Origin of the sequence: Bacillus sp. FSL L8-0099 (assembly GCF_038006385.1) — a bacterium.
In the GTDB taxonomy this organism is placed as follows: Bacteria; Bacillota; Bacilli; order Bacillales; family Bacillaceae_G; genus Bacillus_A; species Bacillus_A toyonensis.
On sequence record NZ_JBBOVC010000001.1, the window covers coordinates 2,104,772 to 2,126,931 of the forward strand.

20 protein-coding genes and 1 pseudogene are annotated in these 22,160 nt (G+C 35.5%); 20 read left to right on the forward strand and 1 reads right to left on the reverse strand.

Annotation, left to right across the window (positions count from 1 at the left end; all coding sequences use genetic code 11):
• The first annotated feature begins 5 nt into the window (after positions 1 to 5).
• The 13 genes and pseudogenes from MHH42_RS10890 to MHH42_RS10940 all read left to right on the forward strand — a co-directional run bounded on the left by MHH42_RS10890 (position 6) and on the right by MHH42_RS10940 (position 14,162).
• Positions 6 to 389, forward strand: a complete 384-nt coding sequence (locus MHH42_RS10890) for a hypothetical protein (protein ID WP_000605848.1) — start codon at positions 6 to 8, stop codon at positions 387 to 389.
• Positions 390 to 433: 44 nt separating this feature from the next.
• Entirely contained in the window at positions 434 to 808 is a 375-nt protein-coding gene (locus MHH42_RS10895; RefSeq protein WP_097837853.1) for a Low copy number virion structural protein, read from the forward strand.
• Between the two features lie 12 nt (positions 809 to 820).
• Positions 821 to 1,198 (forward strand): hypothetical protein, encoded by a 378-nt coding sequence (locus MHH42_RS10900; RefSeq protein WP_000006649.1) that lies wholly within the window; start codon positions 821 to 823, stop codon positions 1,196 to 1,198.
• A gap of 13 nt (positions 1,199 to 1,211) precedes the next feature.
• On the forward strand, positions 1,212 to 2,561 hold the full coding sequence (locus MHH42_RS10905; RefSeq protein ID WP_097837852.1) for a hypothetical protein: 1,350 nt from the start codon (positions 1,212 to 1,214) through the stop codon (positions 2,559 to 2,561).
• 14 nt (positions 2,562 to 2,575) lie between these two features.
• Positions 2,576 to 4,312 (forward strand): hypothetical protein, encoded by a 1,737-nt coding sequence (locus MHH42_RS10910; RefSeq protein ID WP_340893371.1) that lies wholly within the window; start codon positions 2,576 to 2,578, stop codon positions 4,310 to 4,312.
• A gap of 21 nt (positions 4,313 to 4,333) precedes the next feature.
• The gene (locus tag MHH42_RS10915; protein ID WP_340893373.1) at positions 4,334 to 6,847 is read left to right on the forward strand and encodes a hypothetical protein; all 2,514 of its coding nucleotides are present in this window, start codon (positions 4,334 to 4,336) and stop codon (positions 6,845 to 6,847) included.
• A 15-nt stretch (positions 6,848 to 6,862) separates the two neighbouring features.
• Positions 6,863 to 8,851, forward strand: a complete 1,989-nt coding sequence (locus MHH42_RS10920; protein ID WP_340893375.1) for a hypothetical protein — start codon at positions 6,863 to 6,865, stop codon at positions 8,849 to 8,851.
• 298 nt (positions 8,852 to 9,149) lie between these two features.
• A complete protein-coding gene (locus MHH42_RS10925; protein ID WP_000439586.1) occupies positions 9,150 to 9,647 on the forward strand; it encodes a phage holin family protein in 498 nt (165 codons plus the stop codon).
• Between the two features lie 78 nt (positions 9,648 to 9,725).
• Positions 9,726 to 10,784 (forward strand): N-acetylmuramoyl-L-alanine amidase, encoded by a 1,059-nt coding sequence (locus MHH42_RS10930; protein WP_340893377.1) that lies wholly within the window; start codon positions 9,726 to 9,728, stop codon positions 10,782 to 10,784.
• Between the two features lie 53 nt (positions 10,785 to 10,837).
• Positions 10,838 to 10,957 carry an IS3 family transposase gene (locus tag MHH42_RS32420; RefSeq protein ID WP_179861625.1) on the forward strand — a complete coding sequence of 40 codons (120 nt, stop codon included), beginning with the start codon at positions 10,838 to 10,840 and terminating at the stop codon, positions 10,955 to 10,957.
• Between the two features lie 213 nt (positions 10,958 to 11,170).
• Positions 11,171 to 11,383 carry a DDE-type integrase/transposase/recombinase gene (locus MHH42_RS32425; protein WP_097837845.1) on the forward strand — a complete coding sequence of 71 codons (213 nt, stop codon included), beginning with the start codon at positions 11,171 to 11,173 and terminating at the stop codon, positions 11,381 to 11,383.
• A gap of 819 nt (positions 11,384 to 12,202) precedes the next feature.
• On the forward strand, positions 12,203 to 13,447 hold the full coding sequence (locus tag MHH42_RS10935; RefSeq protein ID WP_340893378.1) for an exosporium glycoprotein BclB-related protein: 1,245 nt from the start codon (positions 12,203 to 12,205) through the stop codon (positions 13,445 to 13,447).
• Between the two features lie 337 nt (positions 13,448 to 13,784).
• Positions 13,785 to 14,162: pseudogene (locus tag MHH42_RS10940) on the forward strand (ArpU family transcriptional regulator).
• 541 nt (positions 14,163 to 14,703) lie between these two features.
• On the opposite strand, the gene MHH42_RS10945 reads toward MHH42_RS10940, so the two are convergent.
• The gene (locus tag MHH42_RS10945) at positions 14,704 to 15,432 is read right to left on the reverse strand and encodes a hypothetical protein (RefSeq protein ID WP_070173136.1); all 729 of its coding nucleotides are present in this window, start codon (positions 15,430 to 15,432) and stop codon (positions 14,704 to 14,706) included.
• A gap of 109 nt (positions 15,433 to 15,541) precedes the next feature.
• Between MHH42_RS10945 and MHH42_RS10950 the strand changes: the two genes are divergently transcribed.
• The 7 genes from MHH42_RS10950 (at position 15,542) to MHH42_RS10980 (ending at position 22,160) form a co-directional block, all read left to right on the forward strand.
• The gene (locus tag MHH42_RS10950) at positions 15,542 to 16,189 is read left to right on the forward strand and encodes an HD domain-containing protein (RefSeq protein WP_016108296.1); all 648 of its coding nucleotides are present in this window, start codon (positions 15,542 to 15,544) and stop codon (positions 16,187 to 16,189) included.
• Positions 16,186 to 18,081, forward strand: a complete 1,896-nt coding sequence (locus tag MHH42_RS10955; protein ID WP_016108297.1) for an ABC-F family ATP-binding cassette domain-containing protein — start codon at positions 16,186 to 16,188, stop codon at positions 18,079 to 18,081. The genes MHH42_RS10950 and MHH42_RS10955 overlap by 4 nt, the downstream gene beginning before the upstream one ends.
• A 75-nt stretch (positions 18,082 to 18,156) precedes the next feature.
• Positions 18,157 to 18,888 carry a Bax inhibitor-1/YccA family protein gene (locus MHH42_RS10960; RefSeq protein WP_001260657.1) on the forward strand — a complete coding sequence of 244 codons (732 nt, stop codon included), beginning with the start codon at positions 18,157 to 18,159 and terminating at the stop codon, positions 18,886 to 18,888.
• A 105-nt stretch (positions 18,889 to 18,993) separates the two neighbouring features.
• Entirely contained in the window at positions 18,994 to 19,248 is a 255-nt protein-coding gene (locus tag MHH42_RS10965) for a DUF4318 domain-containing protein (RefSeq protein ID WP_016108299.1), read from the forward strand.
• Positions 19,249 to 19,409: 161 nt separating this feature from the next.
• Positions 19,410 to 19,745: a single-stranded DNA-binding protein gene (locus MHH42_RS10970; protein ID WP_000982002.1), complete on the forward strand. Its 336-nt coding sequence runs from the start codon at positions 19,410 to 19,412 to the stop codon at positions 19,743 to 19,745.
• 360 nt (positions 19,746 to 20,105) lie between these two features.
• Entirely contained in the window at positions 20,106 to 20,495 is a 390-nt protein-coding gene (locus MHH42_RS10975) for a hypothetical protein (RefSeq protein WP_000940649.1), read from the forward strand.
• Positions 20,496 to 21,032: 537 nt separating this feature from the next.
• Positions 21,033 to 22,160, forward strand: coding sequence for a conserved virulence factor C family protein (locus MHH42_RS10980; protein WP_000692595.1), 1,128 nt, complete (start codon positions 21,033 to 21,035; stop codon positions 22,158 to 22,160).

Consider the following 22,160-nt stretch of genomic DNA (forward strand, 5'->3'; position numbering starts at 1 on the left):
ATTCTATGATAATGCAAAAAAACTTATATGATCCAATCATGTATTTGATGAAAGGATTAATTGACAGGCAAATATATACCGGTGGTAAACCAATGCCTGGTAATGACCCAAACGATGTATTTAAAGAAGGTATGACAGAAGGTTACACCCTCATTCGTGATGGTGCTCGTTTGTCTGCAGTTGATGGAGATAAATATTTACACTATGATTTAGCCTTTAATTCACAAGGTATGCTAGAAAAAGTTCTTATCTCTCATAAAGTAACCGGAAAAGAGATGGAGATACAATTAATATATAATGCACAAAAACAATTGGAACGTGTGCAGCCGCGACTTCTTAATAAAGGTAACGGTATACTATCTGATTTACCAATTCCCGATGTGTCGTAATGATGCACGGGAATTTTTTAATACAAGAAAAAGGGTGATTGCTCTTGTTTGAAACAACATATTTAGCCGGTGGCCGATTAGATCCACCTTTTCATCCAACTAAAACAGAACCATTCATACCTGGTTTCATTATGGATTCTACATCGTTTAAAACCTATGAAAAGAAATATACATTACCTGCAGATATGGAGATTTACGCAATTAGTGTTAGTTCTTCCATTTACGAATTAGATGATAAATGGGATTTAATCGTAAACGGACAAATCGTTTGCCAAGATATTTATACAAAGCGGCTTCCGGAAGGGATGCACTTTATGGTTTATAAAGCGGTTAAAGCAGGAGACACAATTGTATTTCGATTCCATAACCAAGGAATTCTTGATAAAACAGTTTGGTTTGAATTGCACTTTTTAAGATAAGGGGGCGTATTGATGAGTTTTGCTGTTACCTATATGGCTGGTGGAAGATTCGACGCACCTTACTTCCCAACAAAAACAGAGCCATTTATACAAGGGCGAAGAGTTGGTATTCATGATGAAATTCATGTAGATAAGTTTTCATTACCATTCGAAACAGAAATGATTGCCTTTTCTGTTGCTGCTTCACATTACAGTGATTCGGACTACTGGAATTTATTTATTAATGGCCAACAAGTATTTAAAGAGGTTTATGTAAAAGACGTGCCGGAGGGATTTAATTTTTCCATTGTAAAACCTATACCTGCTAATGCAGAACTAAAGTTTGAATACCATAATGCATCTGCAGAGAAAAAAGCTATATGGCTTAATTACCAACTATTAAGAGATTAGGGGCGTGAAATAGATGGCATACGTTGAAAAAATGTATACAGAAGGCGAATTCCAAGATGAAATTGTTAAATTGGTAATTGCTAACGGATGGAAGAAAGTAAAATCATTTTTCAGAGCTGTTTATCCAGATATGGAACAGAAATCAGAAGATGATACTAAGTTTGAATTTGGTATAAGTAAGCACATGTTAGTAAAAAACAATAGCGGTTCTATTTATGGGATTGCTCAAATTTCAAAATGGTCACTTAAAAAGTCAGAAGTAAAATACAACTTCACTAATGAAGAAGGAAAGACAGCTTTTGCCGAAGACGGTAAAAAACGTCTAGAAAGCGGTAGGGATCGTTCTTGTTTTTATGTTTATATGATTGAAAAAGAACCAAGCGTTGCTGATGAAGGTGTACTTGTTCTTCCTTATGAATCTAATAAATTTGAAAAAATATTATTAGATGTGGAATTAACTAAGATAACAGTTACCACAAAAATAAGTCCAGGTGGCGGTGGAAGTTACAAATTATACTCTTATGATGAGGCAGAGACACAAGTCATGATGTCTCCTTGGGTGAAAGTGACATTACGAAATACGAATTTACAAGGTATCAACGCTCAAACAAATTGGTGGCCGGATTCATTGGTCCGGATTAATGGCCAAGTTGATGAAAGCCGTGTTGTTTTATTAATACAAGCTGATAATACACCAGCCTTTGAGAACAACGTAGTTCCAGTTACACCGCTTTATATGGGCCAATTAGAAAGTTACGCTAACGATGATACATTAGGTGATGCATTATGGGCGGGAACAGCTTTTGATACAGGTAATGAAGAAGCATCACATAAATTTGATTTTAACGACACGAAACCATATAGAAACGTAGAAAACTATATGCCTGTCATGAAATCTTATCCACGTTCTCCTGGTAATGGTATTGATAACGTAATTATTAAACGTTCACGATTGGGGGCAAGGTACCAGGCTCATTTTATTGCTTGGAATGTAGCGCCTAATGCAATGCCACCAGATCGCGTTGGTAAAGATGGCGGTCAATATTCACTAGCATGGCAATCACAAGATAATGACGAATACAAATATCAATTTAACCCGTCTGTTTATAGCAATAAAGTACATACTTCTCGTGCTTATATTGTTCATCCAGATGAAGGTGTACGTGGATATTTACCTTATATGATCCTATTGTCTCCGTTAGGTCTATTAAATGGCGATAGATTAAAAGTTAGAAAGAATACTTGTCCGGATTCACACGACATTTACAAATTCTTTAATGTAGATGCTATTTCACCAATTACAAAAAGACCTGCTACGGCGTATCGTCCTGCTGGATTAGGTATTTTTGAGAAAACAGTATAAAGGAGTGTACATATATGTGGTTTGATAAAGTCGTATATTTACAAACATTACCGCAAGAATTAGAAAAACTATTTGCAAATAACGGTTGGAAACGAACGCTATTTTTCCAAATCAAGAGCGGCATTTCAAAATTTATTGATGTAAGGTTGTTTGAATCGTTAGGAAGTGATGGAGAACGCAGAAGATTCGGTATAGCAAATGCGTATGACACTGCTGATTCTGATTTCACTGATAGCCGGTTTATTTCTGCAGATTCTCCACTAGGTAAATTAGGCATGGGGGATGGAGTGAAGAAAGACTTCTCTATTCCTGTTTCTCCTGTTCTTGGCCCTTCTGTCATCGTATATGTAAATGGGTTTGAGCAAGAAAAGAGTAAATATAAAGTGGATGCAACTACAGGAAAGGTAACATTCACTACTGCTATTGCAAAAGGCGATAAAGTAACATGCGAATACAGATTAGCTACCAACACATATGAGCCAAACAATGACATGCTGCTATTTACTTTCAATCGATATTTCATTGAAAAAGAGATCCTTTCCGGTGATAAATTAGGTGAATTAGGAAAAGGCGATGGAACGAAAAAGAACTTTGCATTACCATTCCCTAACTTTGATGAAAGTAGAACCGTAGTTTACAAGAATGATATTATTGTTGACCCAAGTGAGTATTCTTTCACGGAAAAAGAAATTGTATTTAAAACTGCACCTGCAGCAGATACAACAATTAAGATTAGCGGTATTTATTTCTTATTACCAAAAGAAGACGGAACACTGGATACATTAACGGCAAAAACAAGTTTCGATGTACAAAAGATGGAAAGTATTATGGGCGAAGTATATTCTACGATTAATTTTGTGAACCCATCCCCTTATACATCAATTAGTTTTACACCGGAGCAGCGTTTCTCTAAAGAGTTAAATCGTGATTCTGTTGTTTATCTGTATGGGAACGCAAATAAAGACCGATTGATTATGTTTATGCGTGTAGATCCAACACCAAATCCAGTTCGTGCTTTATTCGTTCCGTTGTATATCGGAAAATTATATACATTCGATGTTGCACCAAGAAAAAACATGATTATTTTAAGCGGCTGCAGACCAGGCGATCAATTTGTATATTCACCAAATAAAAAAATCAGTAATGCGCCACTTGATTACGGTTCTGATACATCAAACGGAAACGAAACGGTTCAATTATCGCAATCAAGTACAGGAGCAATGTACCAACACCATTATTTAGCTTTCATCACACATGATATGTCAGTAGATAGTGGACAAGGACGCTTTAACCCATCGGTTTATAGTGGTAAATACCATTTATCTCAAATTTATATTGTGCATCCAAATGATGGCTATGTTGGAAAGCTGGATGATGTATATGCAGTACATCCGAAGAACATCCAACAAGCCGATGAGCTAGAAATTGAAAAAACAGTTGTAGATGAAGTACTTGGGCAAGGCAATGGCCACCGTAAAGTATTTCATTTAGAACATAAGCCAAAGGGCGAAACGTTAAGACTGTTCATTTCGTGTAAAGAAGTAGAAAAAACGGATTATGTATACAATGCAGAAGATAAGACCGTTACATTTAACAAAGCACCGGTTATTGGTTCTGAAATCACAGGCGCTTATGAAATGGCCCAATTATATCGTTACACATTACCAACAACGCCGGTTTGTCCTATGACACAAGCAAAAGCAACACCATTTAATCCAATTGGTTTAGCAATCTACAAAGAAGATATTTAAGCATAAGGGGGTAGCAGAAGAATGAGTGAAAAAGTTTATTCTATTGCTTCCCCTTCTATATGTACCAAAGAAAAAAGTCATGTTGTTGTCGCTGGTTCTGGACCAGATCGGAATGAAAAAGTTTATTCTTTTTCTATTACACCAGCGAATACAGAAAATAAAAATGATGTTGATTATCCAATTTGCATTGCTCCTTATGCGAGATATAAGGCTGTTGAAGAAGATAATACAGGAGTAACCGCCACAAAAGTAAGAGCAAAAGGGATTTTAACAGATGTTGTAGAGAATGCTTTGCGACAAATAGAGGTAGAAGCTTATATTTCAAATACAACTGATTTTGAATTAAATCGAAATATAAATGTGGCCAACATTGAAATGCAGCATTCACAACGGATTGACAGTGTTTCTGTTCAACTTATTTCAGCTGCAGAATCATCACAACATGGACGAATTTTCGATATAAACCATATCGAAGGGGTAGAGAGCGAAAGACCAAATGAGATGGAAACAATGGTACACGCTTCTGATGCAACGAATCATATAACAAATGAGTATGAAGCTGCACCGATCATACAGCAGGACTTACTAAAGGGAAAATTACGTGAATTCGCTGCAGGTGTAGAAGTATTACCGGAATGGGTAAATGTTGCTCGTATTGTATACGGTGAAGGTTTTTATAATGATCTTATGGCCGACAGAGTTACAAAGGATTATGAAGCTGTATCAATGCATAATGAAGCAAGCGATATTGTAACCAGGGAATTACAAGCTACACACGAAAAAGTTATTTTATCCGATGTAGTTTCAAAGGTACTCCCTGCATCTATCGTAGAAAAAGAAATTGGTGACATACAGCGAAAAGAAATACTCCTTCATACGCCGGCACAATTCGAATTTGGTGCAAAAGAGCGAGAAGTTAAAGGGATTATAGAAGAATTTGATTTGTTCAATGGTATGGGTATACCGGTTTATCTTCCGGATTATGATTTATTTGCTCGTATGCAAAGAGACATTGAAACCTCTGTTGCTACACAATATGAATCGAACCGCTTAGAAGAAATAGAAAGCGTGAACCTGCTCCCTTATGAAAATATAGAAAGCGCGTATTTAATTCGTGACATAGATGTAGAGCGAATTCACCTGGATCACTCTATTCGAACAAAGGAACTTGCTGCAGATGTTATTGCAAGTAATGAAGTAAGCAAGAAAATAAATGTATTTGATACTGAAAGAAATGAATCTGCATCATTTACAAGAACAAAAGCACGGTATGCGAATGTAGATACAACACACGCATTTGAACGTATCGTAGAAACACTTGATTCTGTTTATGCCGATCAACAAGAATTCGCACATAAAGAAAATGTATTTACTGCAGCTATAGAGGTAGGACAAGAAGTTAAAAATGCTTCACGGGTATTATCTGTTAAAGATATTTCCGGAACTGATGATGCGAATAAATCGCAAAACATATTCGTGATACAGACAATTGTCGCAGAAGAAGCAGAGAGGTTACATGAAATACATGCCGATATTACTGATGCAGATTATTCTCATCGTATCTTAAAAGAATTACAAGGTGCATCGCCAGACGTTACTTTTGCAGAAGTGAAAAATGAGTTGCAAGCAACTGTAGTTGGACTGGATCAAGCAGATAAGGAAGATACTGCAATACTTACACATGTAGATGAAATTTCTTCATTCGGATTCAAAGAACGCTTAATTATTACACATGTAGATACTGATGAAGTTGCCAATAAAACAGAAAAAGAATTTCAAGCAAACATAGAAGAGTTTGATTTATTTGAGGGCCTTGGTATTCCTGTATATCTTCCAGAATTCGATTTGTTCGGCCGTGTTCAAAAAGAACTAGAAACACGAATTACCTTACTTAATGATTCATCTAAATCATTAAATCTGATGCAGATGAAACTAGATCAAACAATTGAATCTGAAAAAGCAATAAAAGAACATACAACTGCAGTAATTGAAGAAGTCGCTTCTAACATTGTTCCAATTATCTTAGATGCTGAACATATATCATTAGATATTTCTTATAAACAGGATACACAACAAGCTCTTATTACAGAGCAAGAAGCCTTTACCAGTATACGTGAATTTGATGGCGGAATTATCTCTGATATAACACCAGCCGATAAAGAAGTTATAACAACAGATACAAATGTAATTGAAACTGTACATGCAGCAAGAGAATCTGAACAATATGCAATCGTTAGTGAACAAGAGTTATTAGAGCGACAGGCTAGTGTAGAAGCCGTGGCTAACGAAGTAGATACATTTGATAGGGAACATGAATTAGAAATCGTTACAGAGGAATATGAACGATTTGAACGTACACCAGAACGAGAATCAGTTCTAGAGGATAATGAACGATTCAAAATGGAGAGAGTACTAGATACAGAAAAACCAGATGAGTTAATAGTGATTGAAAAAGAAAATGATGATCCGAAGTTATGGCTACGTCATAGCCGTCAATCTTGGTGGACAAATTCAAACTGGAAAAAAACAAGATAAGTAGGAGAGGATACAATGGCCAATCAATTAGGAAAAAGTCTACTAAACCCAGAATCCGGTTGGACACGAAAGTATTGCAGTTTAGCAAATGTAGGTCCAGGTAATTTTTTTTACGATATGCCACTATACGGAACTCCTGCTGCACAAACTGGAAGATGGGATGTAGTGGGCGATGATAAAAATCTTATTGATGCAAGTGCCTGGTTTGTAGGGAGAGAAGAGGGCCGCACATTTTCGTTTAAGTTTACCGGAACATCTTTACGCATAATGCTTAAACAGTGGCATGAACACAAATTTAACATTGAAGTCAGTATTGATGGAACTAAGTTTACTGGTTCAGTTCCCGCTACTTCTAGTTCTTTCCATGTTTGTTTTGAAAAACTAGATTTAGTGAAAAGTGAGCATATCGTTACTGTTACAGCAAAAGGTTCCGCTCTACCACCAGGAACACCTGGAATTTATTATACATTTTTAGCTGCTATTGATTACGCAGATTTAGGCGCTAAAGTTGGTGATGTATTAAAAGAACCGGAACCATGGTGGAAACGGTTTGATGATACGGATAGTAATATTAAATATACAGGCACTTGGAATCATCTAGCAAACTCTAAGGGTTACTTTAACAATACAGTATCTTTTCATAATAGTGATCACGGTAACGAACCTTTCACCTGTGAGTTTGCATTTTCGGGAACTGGAATTCGAGTTATTTCAGAACACAATAATTACTCAAGTTATCGATATCCAATACAAATTACAATAGACGGTTCTTCTGAAACTTACACAATTTCTCCTAAATCTCCATTACAACAATGTTTAGCATATGAGAAATTAAATCTTTCAGCAGGTATTCATACAGTTGTAATTGAAGCTCAAGAAAATATTATAGATGCTATTGACGTATTAGGTGGAGAATTACTATCACCAGATTCAATCAAAAAGCCTAAAGTATCCTTGTATGAAAAAGAAAGTGGAAAACTATTTGTAGATGATTTTGATTCTATAAATCCCAAATGGATTATGTCACCATCAAATGCATTTAACAATGCTGTTCAAAAAGGATTCTTACGTATGAATCATTCTGCAGATAAAGACGTTATGCTTTTAATCGATAAACCACAAAGTAACTTTGCAATCCAGGTTATTGCGGATTATGCTCCTACAAAAGAAGGAGATGAAGGCGGCTTACTGATCTATCAAAATGAAAAGAATAAGGTTGAATTCCTTGAATCTTATGCTGCTAATGGTTCGCAAAGCAATAAAGAGTGGATGGCAATTTGTAAGGAAAATCAATGGGACTTTTACACAAAGACAGATACATTTTTTGATTATGCGGATAACGACTCAGTAGCAGCAAAAAGAATTGGTGTTGTTTTAAAAAGAGGAACTGCAGAGGGATTTATACCGCTAGACATCAATAAAATTATTATGACAACAAGTAATATGTTACGTCTGCGCCAACTATATGAAAATTATAAAGTTGTATTAAAAGATACTGCAGATAATATCCTGTCTACTAACATTGTAGCTGCAGCTCATACAGGCATTGATATTCTACTTCCTTCTTTAGAGTTTGAGGGAATCATAGAAATATATGATGAAGAAAACGAACTACTAGCAAAGAAACAAGCTACCTTTTACGGTGGGGATATGTATTGTATGGGTTCATCCCTGCAAATCAAAATGAATAGCGAAGAATTAAATACAACGGATCCAACGAATTTAGGTTACATGGTGAATAATGAGCGTATTGTAAAAATGACAATTGTAAATGACAACATCGGTGCTGCTACAAATATAAAACTATCCATTCAACAGTATATGGAGAAATTCGGTTACACTGGGGCGCTTATTTCATTAGATGGTATTAACTATTTGAATGAAATACAAGTTGATTCCGTAGCTGCACAAAGCACGCGTGATTTTTGGGTAAAGGTTGTGAAGGATACAAATTTCCTAGCATTTGAACCAATTTATTTTAATATTCATCTAAAACATAATTGAGGTGAATCCAATTGATTTTTCACATACAGGAGTTAGGCAACTTCTCAAACATCAAGGGGTTATTTTAAATCCCGATGATTGGATTCGAACAGGTATTAGACAGATTTCTACCCGTCAAGGTGTTATGCACAATTTATCTCAAGGTAAGGGAGGTGCTTCTGAAAAAGAAGTAATGAAACCGCCACGAACTGAACCACTAGAATACGCGTGGAAGAAAATGAACATATAACTTTATCGAAATTGAGCGTGCTGCAGCAGGCTTATTTATTTTGGTCAAAATTTGAAAGGAGGTGAGAACTTGGAAAGGATTCACGAACTCATCAAGGCATTGAATATAAGCGATGTTATTACAAGTACTCAATTTAAAGTAGGTGGTGCTATCGGTGGTGGATTAGGAACAATAATTAATTTACTCTACGGCAAAGCTAATTTAATTTGGATTTCAATTTACTGCTGGATTATCATGCTCGACTGGATTACTGGTAGTAAGGCTTCAAAACTAGATGGGACATACTCATCACAATATGGAATTGAGGGCATCACGAGAACCGTGGTGCTTTTATCATTACCAGCCCTTGCACATTTATTTGATATTGCTCTTAAACTACCTGATTTCTTTTTCTTCATGGTAGTCGGTGGATTGAGTTATCACATTTTTAATAGTTTCGCAGCAAACTGTGCACGAATTGGCTGGGAAAAATGGATTCCTGCATGGTTATTAGAAAGTGTAGCATCCGAAATTCAAGCAAAAATCCAAAGAAGTGATGCACGAAAAGAAAAACATAATACCAAATAAAAAATACACGCCTTACATAAGGAGAGCATTGTCAAAAGACGGTGCTCTTTTTGTTTGGCAAAAAGGGGAAAATACACAATGAAAAAACCAATTAAACTATTCAGCTCATTATTTATGACGCTATTACTCTTATTTTCGTTTGCTAAGGCTTCATTTGCCGATAGAGTACTAATCATTCAAGATTTACCGAAACAAGCATATCGCTATGGTGTGGGCGCTTATGAGGGCGTTGTAGCACATAGTACTGCAACACCAGAAGCACCAGCAATTAACATTCGAAATTATGAAGCTAGAACATGGAGAAATGCATTTGTACATTATGCTGTAGATTGGAACGAAACAGTCCAAATTGCCGATACAAAATATGTTGCTTATGGCGCTGGACCAGCTGCAAATAAAAGATTTGTTCACGTAGAACTTTCTGAAACTAGCAACCCAGATAAATTTAAATCTTCTTACGAGCGTTATGTAAAACTATTAGCTAAGATTTTAAAAGATAGAGGGATTCATCCAAGCAAAGGTTTATGGACACATAAAGATATTACTTACAAATTAGGTGGAACTGACCATGAAGATCCGATTGATTATCTTCGCAGTCATGGTGTATCAGAATCACAATTCAGAGCGGACGTACAAAAGGCGTATGAAGGCGCAACAGTTACAGTTAAACCAAAACCACAAGAGCCATCTCAAAACGTTGTAGGTGCAACAGGCGTAGCTTATATTGAAGGACTTAACGTCAACCTAAGAAGTGGACCATCAACAAATCATGGTGTTATTCGTCAATTAAATAAAGGAGAAGCATATCAAGTATGGGGAAAACAAGGTGATTGGTTAAATCTTGGTGGTAACCAATGGATTTATAACAACCCATCTTACATTAAATATCAAGGGGAACAAACTTCTGCTACAAGTTCTGTAGTAGGAAAACGTGTTGTTTCTAAAGTGGACAACCTTCGCTTCTATGATTCTGCTTCTTGGTCTGATAAAGATGTAGCAGGAACGGTAGATGAAGGGCTTGGATTTACTATTGATGCTAAAGTATCTGTTAATGGTTCACTACAATACAAAGTACACAACAGTAAAGGCACAACATACTATGTAACTGCAAATGAAGCCTATGTGTATGTAAAGTAGAGAAAAGGACTTTTTCTATAATTCTTAGTTAAACATTAAATAGAGGAGTGCAAGTGTGGCTGAAAGTTACCTATAACCTTCATTTGAATCATAAGCGCATACAAAGATTGATGAATCAATTAGGCATCAAAGCCGTAATTAGTATAAAAAGAGGCATATGTGATTTCAGATAACCATCTAAATAGAGATTTTCAAGCTTCAAAACCAAATGAGAAATGGGTAACGGATATAACCTACTTGATTTTCAATGGGCAACGCCTGTACTTATCAGCTATTTAGGATTTGTACAACAATGAAATTGTTGCCTATGAAACCAGTCGTAGAAACGACTTAAAGCTTGCGTTAGATACACTTAAAAAGGTAAAGAAAAAAGAAATGTAACGGGAATCCTCTTACATAGTGATCAAGGGTCTCAATATACATCTCGTCAATATAATCAATTACTTAAAAAAAATCAGCTGAAGGCAAGTATGTCTCGACGAGGTAACTGTTGGGATAAAGCTTGTATGGAAAACTTCTTCAGTCACTTTAAGGCAGAATGCTTTCATTTGTATTCCTTCCGCAAAGTAGATGAGGTTAAATTTGCCGTGCGCAACTAAGCAACCTGAGTCCATATAAATATAGAACTCAGGTTGCTTAGTTGCGCTTTTTAAATCCTGTCTACTTGACAGGGGTCACTGCATTATATGGTACTCTTCTATGAATCAGTACACCATTCATATATTGTTAATGTTTGTGAGTCATGAACAATTAAATGGTTCGAAAAGTAAGGATTCAAGATAATGTATGTAAGATGAGTATAAATCGTTACAAAAATAAAGAAGAGCACCATTATATGGTACTCTTCTATGAATCAGTACACCATTCATATATTGTTAATGTTTGTGAGTCATGAACAATTAAATGGTTCGAAAAGTAAGGATTCAAGATAATGTATGTAAGATGAGTATAAATTGTTACAAAGAAATAAAAATTAGTCAGTAAAAGCAAAATGATTAGCTCTTAATGGAAAATGAAATGCATTATTAGAAACTCATGATATAAACAACTAGGTTGTGAAGATTAAAGTTTTTCAAAAAACTTCATTTGGTATTACTCTAGAATGGCATTATTGAACTTATAAATTAATATGCCTTTTCGTTTATTGACAAAATAAACGCGTTGATAGAAGTAATAACGTATTCCTTTAAAAATACGCTTTTTCATTAGGGAATTAATCTAAGCACTAGATAAATAGATGCGTATACTTATATTATGTGAGTTGTGAATGTAATTAAACTGAATTTTTATAGTTTAATTATTAGTAACTATTTTTATTCTAAGAAAAATGGATATTTAAAAATATTCAACACCATTACAATTGAGTGTTTCTTAGTATAAGAATATTCTCTCAAAATTATTAAATAAGGAGGAAATAAATGAAACATAATGATTGTTTTGATCATAATAACTGCAATCCGATTGTTTTTTCAGCAGATTGTTGTAAAAATCCACAGTCAGTTCCTATTACTAGGGAACAATTAAGTCAATTAATTACTTTACTAAACTCATTAGTATCAGCTATTTCAGCATTTTTTGCAAATCCAAGTGATGCAAACAGATTAGCGTTATTCAATTTGTTTAATCAATTTTTAATTTTCTTAAATTCCTTATTACCTTCCCCAGAAGTTAATTTTTTGAAACAATTAACTCAAAGTATTTTAGTTTTATTACAATCTCCAGCTCCTAATTTAGGTCAATTGTCAACATTATTGCAACAATTTTATAGCGCACTTGCACAATTCTTCTTCGCTTTAGATCTTATCCCTGTATCCTGCGACTCAAATGTCGATCCTGCAACTTTACAAATTCTTTTTAATTTATTAATTCAATTAATCAATGCTACTCCAGGGGCAACAGGCCCAACAGGTCCAACAGGTCCAACAGGTCCAGCAGGAACTGGAGCAGGTCCAACAGGCCCAACAGGCCCAACAGGTCCAACAGGCCCAGCAGGAACCGGAGCAGGTCCAACAGGAGCAACAGGCCTAACAGGAGTAACAGGTCCAACAGGTCCAACAGGTCCAACAGGTCCAACAGGTCCAACAGGTCCAACAGGTCCAACAGGTCTAACAGGCCTAACAGGAGCAACAGGCCTAACAGGGGCAACGGGAGCTGGAGCAGTTATTCCGTATGCATCAGGTGGGCCAGTAGCATTAGCAACTGTTTTAGGTGGATTAGCAAACACAGGAGCACTTCTTGGATTTGGAAGTTCATTCTTCCCTGTAATTGTCCCACCTGGTGGCCCGATTACTATAGGCCCTGTACCTCCAGTATTTGATTTCGCATTTGTAGCTCCTCGCGCAGGTACAATTACTTCGTTAGCAGGATTCTTTAGTGTAACTGTAGCGGTTGCTTTAGCATTAGGAAGCATACAAATTCAAATGCAGTTGTACAGCGCACCAGCAGCAAGTAATACTTTCACTCCAGTAGGTACACCGTTACTATTAACACCAGCATTTAGTGGTCTTATTGCTATCGGTAATACCGCGAGTGGTATTAGCGCACAAGCAATTGCGGTCGCTCCACAAGATAAGATATTACTTGTTGTTTCATCGACTACACCTGGTTTTGATATAGCTACTGCTATTACAGGATTCGCAAGTGCGGGTATAACATTCGTATAATCAGTTATAAGTTTTGTAGTTGAAAATTTTGATATAAGAAAAGAGATTGTCAAAAAAGTATCCACAGATAAACTTTTGAAGACAGTCTCTTTTCTTTAATTGTTTTTATACTTTATGTCTGGTGAAAATGATTAAATATACTATGAGAATGTAGTGTAATTGTGTTAAATTAAATGATCACTGCTAGTAAATTACACAGTAATAGGCATAAGAAAATGAAGGTTTCCAACCTATTTGGGATACAGAACTAATTTCATACACATACAAAGGCATATATCTAAAATATTTTAAATTTTAGTCTTACATATGTAAGGATTGAGAAGTGGGAGGGTTATATATGGAACAATTATCATTTTTCAAACATGTAGATGAAAAAATGATAATTGTTCCATTTGTTATAAATGAGTTACGGAAATATAGAGTTTGACGTATTCGGTTTCAAAATCAGCAAGAAAAAACAGAACTTGGAGTAGAATTATTGTTTCCTGAGCTAAAGCAAGTGGATAAACATGAGTTGAAATATAGACAGTTAAAACGAGCTTTTGAAGAAGCTCTTGATGAGGATGAACAAAGGATTCTTGAAATGAAGTATATGAGTATCAAAGAATTAAATGATGATTACATTTATACTATCCTTGGAATGAAACGAGGTAAGTTTTATAGAAAACGTAAATCAGATATCATCAACTTTGCTACAGCGCTTGGCATGATTTAAAAAGTAATGGAATTTTAGGAGTACTGTTCGGGGCACTATTTAGGGCACTTAATCAGGTGCCTTTTTACTTTGGAATCGGCGGTACGACATTTCTACAGTTAATTGTTCTTTGAAAAAAGAATGCTGTGGGGATAGCGTAGCCCCTTTATCAAAACGTTACTTGGTCGGAATGGACGGAGAAAAAAGGAAGAAAAAGACGAAAAACTTAATTGAATTTATATATCCAGCCACGGTGCATGAGTGTCGTGGCTGGATATCAGGAAACTGTCCGGGTGCCAACAGGAAAAAGTGTTGGTTTCTCATATAAATCTCATAATTGAGAATTGGTTTAAATAACCGGTGCAACAACAGCGAAATGCGATTCATATATTTGCACACATTTTGCACACATTTTGTTCACGTACTATATAAAAAAATATGAAAATCTATAAAAATAATTATTTCAATAAAATTTGTTCTAGATATTAAAAAGCACCAAAACCCTTGTGGTATAAGGGTTTTGGCACTTTTGTGTTTTTTATATTTTATCAAATAAACAACCCTAAAACTGCTCATTCTTCTCCCAAGATTCTACGATATAATGAGCAATTGTTGGGTTATATCCTTTTCCAACTAAAAACATAATCGCAGCGACTTCTGTTAAAGCGTGTTTATGTGAAGTATGTTTCGCTTCATTTAAACCATAATCTACCCAAGGTTTTACGAAATCTAATACAGGTTTCTTTAAAGGTAAAAATTGTGTACCGACAACTTGTTGAATTTGTTGTTGAGTCGGTTCTGTAATAGGCCCAGGTGGTAAAATTTGTGGTTGTGTAATATCTAAAGTCGGACCTGGTGGTAAAATTTGTGGTTGCATTGGATCAATTGTTGGTGGTTTAGGTGGTGAGACACGTGCGTCGTAGTTGGGTTGATACATTTGTTGTTGGTATTGTGGTTGTTGTGGCTGAGTTACATATGGATTTTGTTGTTCTTGAGTTTGCGGTGCTGCATATGGATTTTGAGGATATTCATAATTTGGACGTGTGTCATATGGATTTTGTTGTTCTTGAGTTTGCGGTGCTGCATATGGATTTTGAGGATATTCATAATTTGGACGTGTGTCGTATGGATTTTGTTGTTCTTGAGCTTGCGGTGTAGCGTATGGATTTTGTTCGTATTGTTGTTCTGGCTGTTGTAATTCTTGTTCCTCATATTGTTCTGTATATCTTTGTTCCGGTTGCTGAGGGTAAAATGGTTGTTGTGGATAAGGCGGTTGATTATTATAGAACATGTTTATTCCTCCTTCATGATGATGCCTACCACCTAGTGTATGGGCGGACAAGAAAATATGTGATGAAAAAAGGCGGGCGTGTTACAATAAGAAACTGGGTGAAGATAAAATGACAAAACAAGAAAAGATTAAAAAAACAATTACTTTTGTAAAAAATATTTTAGAAAAAGATGCGAGTGGGCATGATTGGTATCATATTGAGCGCGTACATAAACTGGCGATTTCTTTATCCGAGCAAGAAGGAGGAAATCGTTTTATAATTGAAATGGCAGCATTACTTCACGATGTGGCAGATGAAAAGTTAAATGAAAGTGAAGAAGCAGGAATGAAAAAAGTTTCTGATTGGTTAGAAGAGTTACATGTAGATGAGGAAGAAAGTAAACATATTCTTCATATCATCGCCAATATGTCTTATAAGGGTGGACATGGCGGCGCAGTTGAGTCAGTTGAAGGGAAAATTGTTCAAGATGCAGACCGTTTAGATGCCCTTGGAGCAATTGGGATTGCACGTACTTTTGCATATGGCGGAGCGAAAGGGAGATTAATGTATGATCCAAAAATTCCGCCGCGTGAAGTAATGACGAAAGAAGAGTATAGAAAAAATAACGATCCATCTTTAAATCATTTTTATGAAAAACTTTTAAAATTAAAAGACTTAATGAATACGAACGCAGCAAAACAAGAAGCTGAAGTTCGTCATCGTTATATGGAACAGTTTATAGAACAATTTATGAAAGAGTGGAATGCACAAATATGAAAATGTTAACTGTGGAGAACTTATCGAAATCATACGGAGAAAAACCGTTATTTGATGGATTATCATGTAGTATTACAGAAGGACAACGTGTTGGAATTATTGGTGTAAACGGTACTGGTAAATCAACATTATTAAAAATTATTGCAGGGTTAGAAACTCCTGATACAGGTGAAATGACGCATTCACGTGGATATACCATTAGTTATTTATCACAGCAACCAGAGTTTGATGAAAAACTAACAGTATTAGAGCAAGTGTTCCATGGTGATACACCTTTAATTCGTCTTCTTCGTGATTATGAAAAAGCACTATTAAATATTGAAAAAGATCCAAGTAATGAAAAAGTACAGGAACAATTATTTGCAGTGCAGCAACGTATGGATGCAATGAGTGCATGGGAAGCAAATGCAAATGCGAAATCTCTTCTAACGAAATTAGGAATTACAGATTTCACTACAACTGTTGGGAATTTATCTGGTGGACAGAAAAAACGTATCGCAATGGCACAATGTTTTATTGAAACACCTGATTTATTAATTTTAGACGAGCCTACGAACCATCTTGACCATGAGACAGTTGAATGGTTAGAAGAATATTTAGCAAGATATACAGGGGCGGTATTACTTGTAACCCATGATCGTTATTTCTTAGATCGTGTGACGAATCGTATTTTTGAATTAGATAATGGTAAACTATATAGCTACGAAGGAAACTATAGTACATTTTTAGAAGCGAAAGCACTTCGTGAAGAGCAAGAATTGGCACAAGAATCCAAACGCCAAAATTTATATCGTCGTGAACTTGCTTGGATTCGCCGTGGTGCAAAAGCCCGTTCTACGAAACAAAAGGCGCGTATTCAGCGTTTTGATGAGTTAAAGGAACAAGAAGGGCCAGCTGCAAAACAGTCAGTTGATATTGCACTAAGTGGAAGTCGTTTAGGAAAGAAAGTACTTGAGTTAAAAGATGTAACGAAAAAATTTGGCGATAAGACGGTATTACATAATTTTAATCATATTGTGAAACCAGGCGATCGTATCGGAATTATTGGGGCGAATGGAAGCGGGAAATCTTCTCTATTAAATATGCTTGCAGGCAAGTTATCTCCTGATAGTGGTGAAGTTGAAGTAGGACAAACTGTAAAAGTTGCTTATTATACGCAAGAAAATGAAGAGATGAATTTAAATCAGCGTATGATTGAATACATTAAAGAGATTGCAGAAGTTATTCATACAACAGATGGAAAAGTAATTGGTGCATCTCAAATGTTAGAACGTTTCTTATTCCCGACACATTCACATGGTACACCGCTTGGTAAACTATCTGGTGGTGAAAGAAGACGTTTATATTTATTACGTATTTTAATGGGGGAACCAAACGTACTATTACTTGATGAACCTACGAATGATCTAGATACACAAACATTAACAGTACTAGAAGATTATTTAGAAGATTTCCCAGGTGTCGTTTTAACTGTATCGCATGACCGTTACTTCTTAGATAAAGTAGTAGATGAACTGTTCATCTTTACTGGCGGAGGAGAAGTGCGTGAGTTCCTAGGTAGTTATACAGATTATTTAGAAATGGAAAAAACGAAAGAACTTATTGAGAAAGCGGAAGTTCAAAAAGAGAAAAAAGTAGTAGAAGCAGCTCCAAAACAACAACGTAAACGTAAACTTTCATACAATGAGCAGCGTGAATGGGAAACAATTGAAGATACAATTGCCGAACTAGAAGAGAAAATTGAGTCAATTGGAGAAGAACTTGCGAAAGTTGGATCTGACTTCACAAAGGCACAAGAATTATCTGAAGCACAGCAGAAATCAGAAGAAGAGCTAGAAAAAACGATGGAAAGATGGAGTGAACTATCAGATATCGTTGAAGGATTAAAATAAAAACAAGCTGCATATATTGAAAAGTAAAGAGAAAAACTTTACACTATTGGTAGAACCTATTTTAGGAGGGAAAAAATGAGAACATCTAATCCAATGTTGAAAAAAGAGGCATTTCGTAAAGAGGGAGCAAGCGCTTCTGCGATGACTATTGGCGGAACAGTAGGCAAAACGTTTATCATGCTTATCTTGCTACTTGCAACGTCTGTCTATTCATACATACAGATGATGCAGGGTACGATGAAAATGCCAGTGTTAATTGGTGCATTAGTAATTGCGGCAATCATCGCATTTGCATCTATCTTCTTCCCGCGAATGGCACCAATTGGGGCGCCAATTTATGCGGCGGTAGAAGGAGTTGTATTAGGAAGTATTTCAGCAGTTTATACAATGAAGTTTGGCGATTCTATCGTTTTAAACGCTGTATTACTTACAATTTCAATTCTATTTGCAATGTTAGTTTTATATGCAACACGCGTTGTAAAGGTAACTGATAAATTCCGTACGGGTGTAATTGCAGCGACAATGGGAATTATGGTTATGTATTTAATCGTATTCTTATTAAATATGTTTGGTGTAACTGTTCCATATATTCACCAGGGCGGTACAATCGGTATTATCATTAGTGCGGTTGTTATTGTAGTTGCTGCATTAAATTTATTACTAGATTTCGATTTAATCGAAAGCGGTGCACGTAGCCAAGCTCCAAAATATATGGAATGGTACAGTGCAATGGGTCTAATGATGACTCTAGTATGGTTATACTTAGAAATTCTTCGTTTCGTTTCTTACTTTACGAAAAATGACTAATGAAAAAATCCTGCATGAAATGTGCAGGATTTTTTTATTTTCAAAGATAAATTGAATGAATGGTATAATGTGGATGTTAGAAGTTTGAATGGAAGGGGATGGAATATGATGAAAGAGAAGAAAGGGATTATGAAAAAACTATTTTCTAAAAGTTTTTTCATAGAACTAGATGATGCTTTAACATATCCGTCAGCAGAATGCATTATTTCAGCCATTGAAGGGTATGCAACTGAATGTAATGAACTACTAAAATTTGAGAGTAAAGTTAAACCGATTACATTCTACTTAGACGATGCATTGTTTAGCGCTGAAATAAAGATGGCTCGCGGAGGGTATTACATCTCTTGCAGTGAAATATAATATATCTTGAAACCTTACATGTTCATAATATGTAGGGTTTCTTTTTTGCTTTTTTATATGCAAAGTAATCCTTTTTACTTTAGAAATATACAATTTTATCCTTTTTACCCTTCACACATTTTTCTTTACAATGAAGAAAAACATGCGAGGTGGTATAACTTATGATGAATCGAGTTGTATTAATCGGTAGATTGACAAAGGATCCAGAATTATACTACACAAAACAAGGCGTCGCTTATGCACGAATATGTGTTGCAGTGAATAGAGGATTTCGAAATAGTTTAGGTGAACAACAAGCAGATTTTATAAATTGTGTCGTTTGGCGAAGAGCAGCTGAAAATGTAACAGAATATTGTACGAAGGGATCACTTGTTGGAATTACAGGGCGTATTCATACGAATAATTACGATGATGAAAAAGGAAAGAAAATATATAGAACTGAAGTTGTGATTGAGAGTATTACCTTTTTGGAGAGAAGGAGGAAGGGGGCATCGTAATAAAAGGGGATTTTAAGTAATAGCTTCGGAAAAAATTGTGGAAAGTATTTTAATAAATTTAAAGAAGGGGTACTGTCAGCAATTTTGAAGAAAAACACGCTAACGAAAATTATAAATTTAAAATTTTTTATACTGAATATTGAAAGATTCCTCTGGAAATGGTTACTCATTGAAGTGGGATTATTAGATTGGTTCTATTCCACATTTTTCACGGTACTTGTTAATCTTTTGAATCATTGATTTATTAATATTGAAGATAATTATGTGCATATTAATCACATAATTTGTCCCTATCAAAATGAACTTTTCTTGCATCTACTATATTGTTAAGAATATTTTATTTTGAAAGGATGTGATTATATGGCTCATAAATCTACTGGGGTTTTTCGAGTTCCGGTTTCTGAGAATGGTATTATTCCAACTGCTCTCAATATTATGTTAAACAATGATTCACGCTGCCATACTAGTAATGTAACGGTAATTGTTAAGAGAAGTCCAAACACTTTTTTCCCAACGCAAAATGAATTAGTTGAAATCTCTCGTACTATTGTTTCTTTAGGACCAAACAGAACATCTAAGATTGTGTTGTTTACTCCAGAATTCCATATAGAAGATTTTCTTGACGTTATCATTAGAGGAAATAAAGATGATGTTGAGGATGTTCTTGTGTATTCTTTCTTAGCGGACTCAGAAGGTCACAATCTTCCATCTACTGTTTTCAGAAATGAAGAATATACTTTTGCTTGCTAACACCATGATGATGTATATCATACACAAATATATTTGACATAATATGGAATTGTCATAACAAAAAAGGCGAACCTCTTAATTTCATAAAGGGTTCGCCTTTTTTCTTTTTATCACTCTAAGCAATTCCATTAATTCATCTTTTGGAATATCCACAATCAAAATGTCTTCAGAAATCAATTCTCCACCAACAAGTCCCTCAGAGCGCATTCGTATGAACGTTTTTATATATAAATCGTTCTTCTTTTTTAGTAGTATCCTCCAGAGCTTTATTTATTAACTGCACTTCACTTTAAAATGAATGATCTAACTAGGATATAGATACCTCTTTTTATGTAGGGCAAAGAGAACAAATTCCCTCCTTAAAATAAAACCTATCGGAAGCGAACGGTTTTAAAATTCGTTCCTAATTTGAAATGTAAAAAATGAAATAGTATGGTAGCGGGAAGAAAGTAGTAAAATTAAGCATCCGAGTAGGAGTATAGAGTGATAACATGTTACAATACAGCTAAGAACACGCAATAAAGGAGAGTTTTTTACGTGAAGATTAAAGCAATTGAACCGACGCCAAGTCCAAATACAATGAAAGTTATTTTGAATGAAGTATTACCATCAGGAGCGCGTAATAATTATACAAATGAAAATAAAGAACAAGCACCAGTACAAGTGCAAGAAATTTTGAAAATTGAAGGCATTAAAGGTGTGTATCATGTAGCAGACTTTTTAGCAGTCGAGCGTAATGCGAAGTATGATTGGAAAGTTTTATTACAACAAGTTCGTGCCGTTTTCGGTGAAGAAGTAGTAGAAGAAAGCGAAGAACAGCAACTTTCTCACTTTGGAGAAGTGAAAGTATTTATTCAAATGTTCTTTACAATTCCGATGCAAGTGAAGTTAACAGATGGAACGACGGAAGAGCGTGTTGGTTTACCTGATCGTTTTAAAGAATCAATCATGAAAGTGCAAATGTCTGCACCTAACGTTGTGAAAGAGCGTAAATGGGTAGAGCAAAGTACACGTTACGGTAATTTTGAAGAAATCGGGAAAGAAGTAGTAGAAGAAATTGTTGCTGCTTATTCAGAAGAACGTGTAAATGAAACAGTTAAAGAATTATTAGATCAGGCTGGGGCAGTTGAAGTAACGATTCAAAAGCGTGAGCCATATAAAGTAACAGAAGAGATGATGAAAGATTCTGACTGGAAAAATCGTTTTGCAGCTTTAGAGCAAATGGATCCTACTGAAGAGGATATTCTAGTGTTGAAAATGGCGTTAGACGATGAAAAAGTATCTATCCGCCGCATAGCAACAGCTTATTTAGGTATGGTAAAAGGTGATGAAGTATTACCGTTATTATATAAAGCGTTATTAGATCGTTCAGTAAGTGTTCGTCGTACTGCAGGGGATTGCTTATCAGACGTAGGTGACCCAGCAGCGATGTTCGTTATGATTAAATCGCTGAAAGACCCAAGTAAATTAGTACGCTGGCGTGCAGCTATGTTCTTATTTGAACTTGGAGATGAAAGTGCGATTCCGGCATTAAAAGCAGCGCAAGATGATCCAGAGTTTGAAGTAGCGATGCAAGCTCGTCTTGCATTAGAGCGTATTGAAGGCGGCGAAGAAGCGAAAGGTTCTGTATGGAAACAAATGACGGAATCTCGTAAAGGGGAATAA

What these genes read in the sequence shown, in the direction of transcription:
- MHH42_RS10890 (WP_000605848.1), top strand. Translation starts at nt 6, where the DNA reads ATGATAATGCAAAAAAACTTATATGATCCAATCATGTATTTGATGAAA.
- MHH42_RS10900 (WP_000006649.1), top strand. Translation starts at nt 821, where the DNA reads ATGAGTTTTGCTGTTACCTATATGGCTGGTGGAAGATTCGACGCACCT.
- MHH42_RS10905 (WP_097837852.1), top strand. Translation starts at nt 1,212, where the DNA reads ATGGCATACGTTGAAAAAATGTATACAGAAGGCGAATTCCAAGATGAA.
- MHH42_RS10910 (WP_340893371.1), top strand. Translation starts at nt 2,576, where the DNA reads ATGTGGTTTGATAAAGTCGTATATTTACAAACATTACCGCAAGAATTA.
- MHH42_RS10915 (WP_340893373.1), top strand. Translation starts at nt 4,334, where the DNA reads ATGAGTGAAAAAGTTTATTCTATTGCTTCCCCTTCTATATGTACCAAA.
- MHH42_RS10920 (WP_340893375.1), top strand. Translation starts at nt 6,863, where the DNA reads ATGGCCAATCAATTAGGAAAAAGTCTACTAAACCCAGAATCCGGTTGG.
- MHH42_RS10930 (WP_340893377.1), top strand. Translation starts at nt 9,726, where the DNA reads ATGAAAAAACCAATTAAACTATTCAGCTCATTATTTATGACGCTATTA.
- MHH42_RS10935 (WP_340893378.1), top strand. Translation starts at nt 12,203, where the DNA reads ATGAAACATAATGATTGTTTTGATCATAATAACTGCAATCCGATTGTT.
- MHH42_RS10945 (WP_070173136.1), bottom strand. Translation starts at nt 15,432, where the DNA reads ATGTTCTATAATAATCAACCGCCTTATCCACAACAACCATTTTACCCT.
- MHH42_RS10950 (WP_016108296.1), top strand. Translation starts at nt 15,542, where the DNA reads ATGACAAAACAAGAAAAGATTAAAAAAACAATTACTTTTGTAAAAAAT.
- MHH42_RS10955 (WP_016108297.1), top strand. Translation starts at nt 16,186, where the DNA reads ATGAAAATGTTAACTGTGGAGAACTTATCGAAATCATACGGAGAAAAA.
- MHH42_RS10960 (WP_001260657.1), top strand. Translation starts at nt 18,157, where the DNA reads ATGAGAACATCTAATCCAATGTTGAAAAAAGAGGCATTTCGTAAAGAG.
- MHH42_RS10965 (WP_016108299.1), top strand. Translation starts at nt 18,994, where the DNA reads ATGATGAAAGAGAAGAAAGGGATTATGAAAAAACTATTTTCTAAAAGT.
- MHH42_RS10970 (WP_000982002.1), top strand. Translation starts at nt 19,410, where the DNA reads ATGATGAATCGAGTTGTATTAATCGGTAGATTGACAAAGGATCCAGAA.
- MHH42_RS10975 (WP_000940649.1), top strand. Translation starts at nt 20,106, where the DNA reads ATGGCTCATAAATCTACTGGGGTTTTTCGAGTTCCGGTTTCTGAGAAT.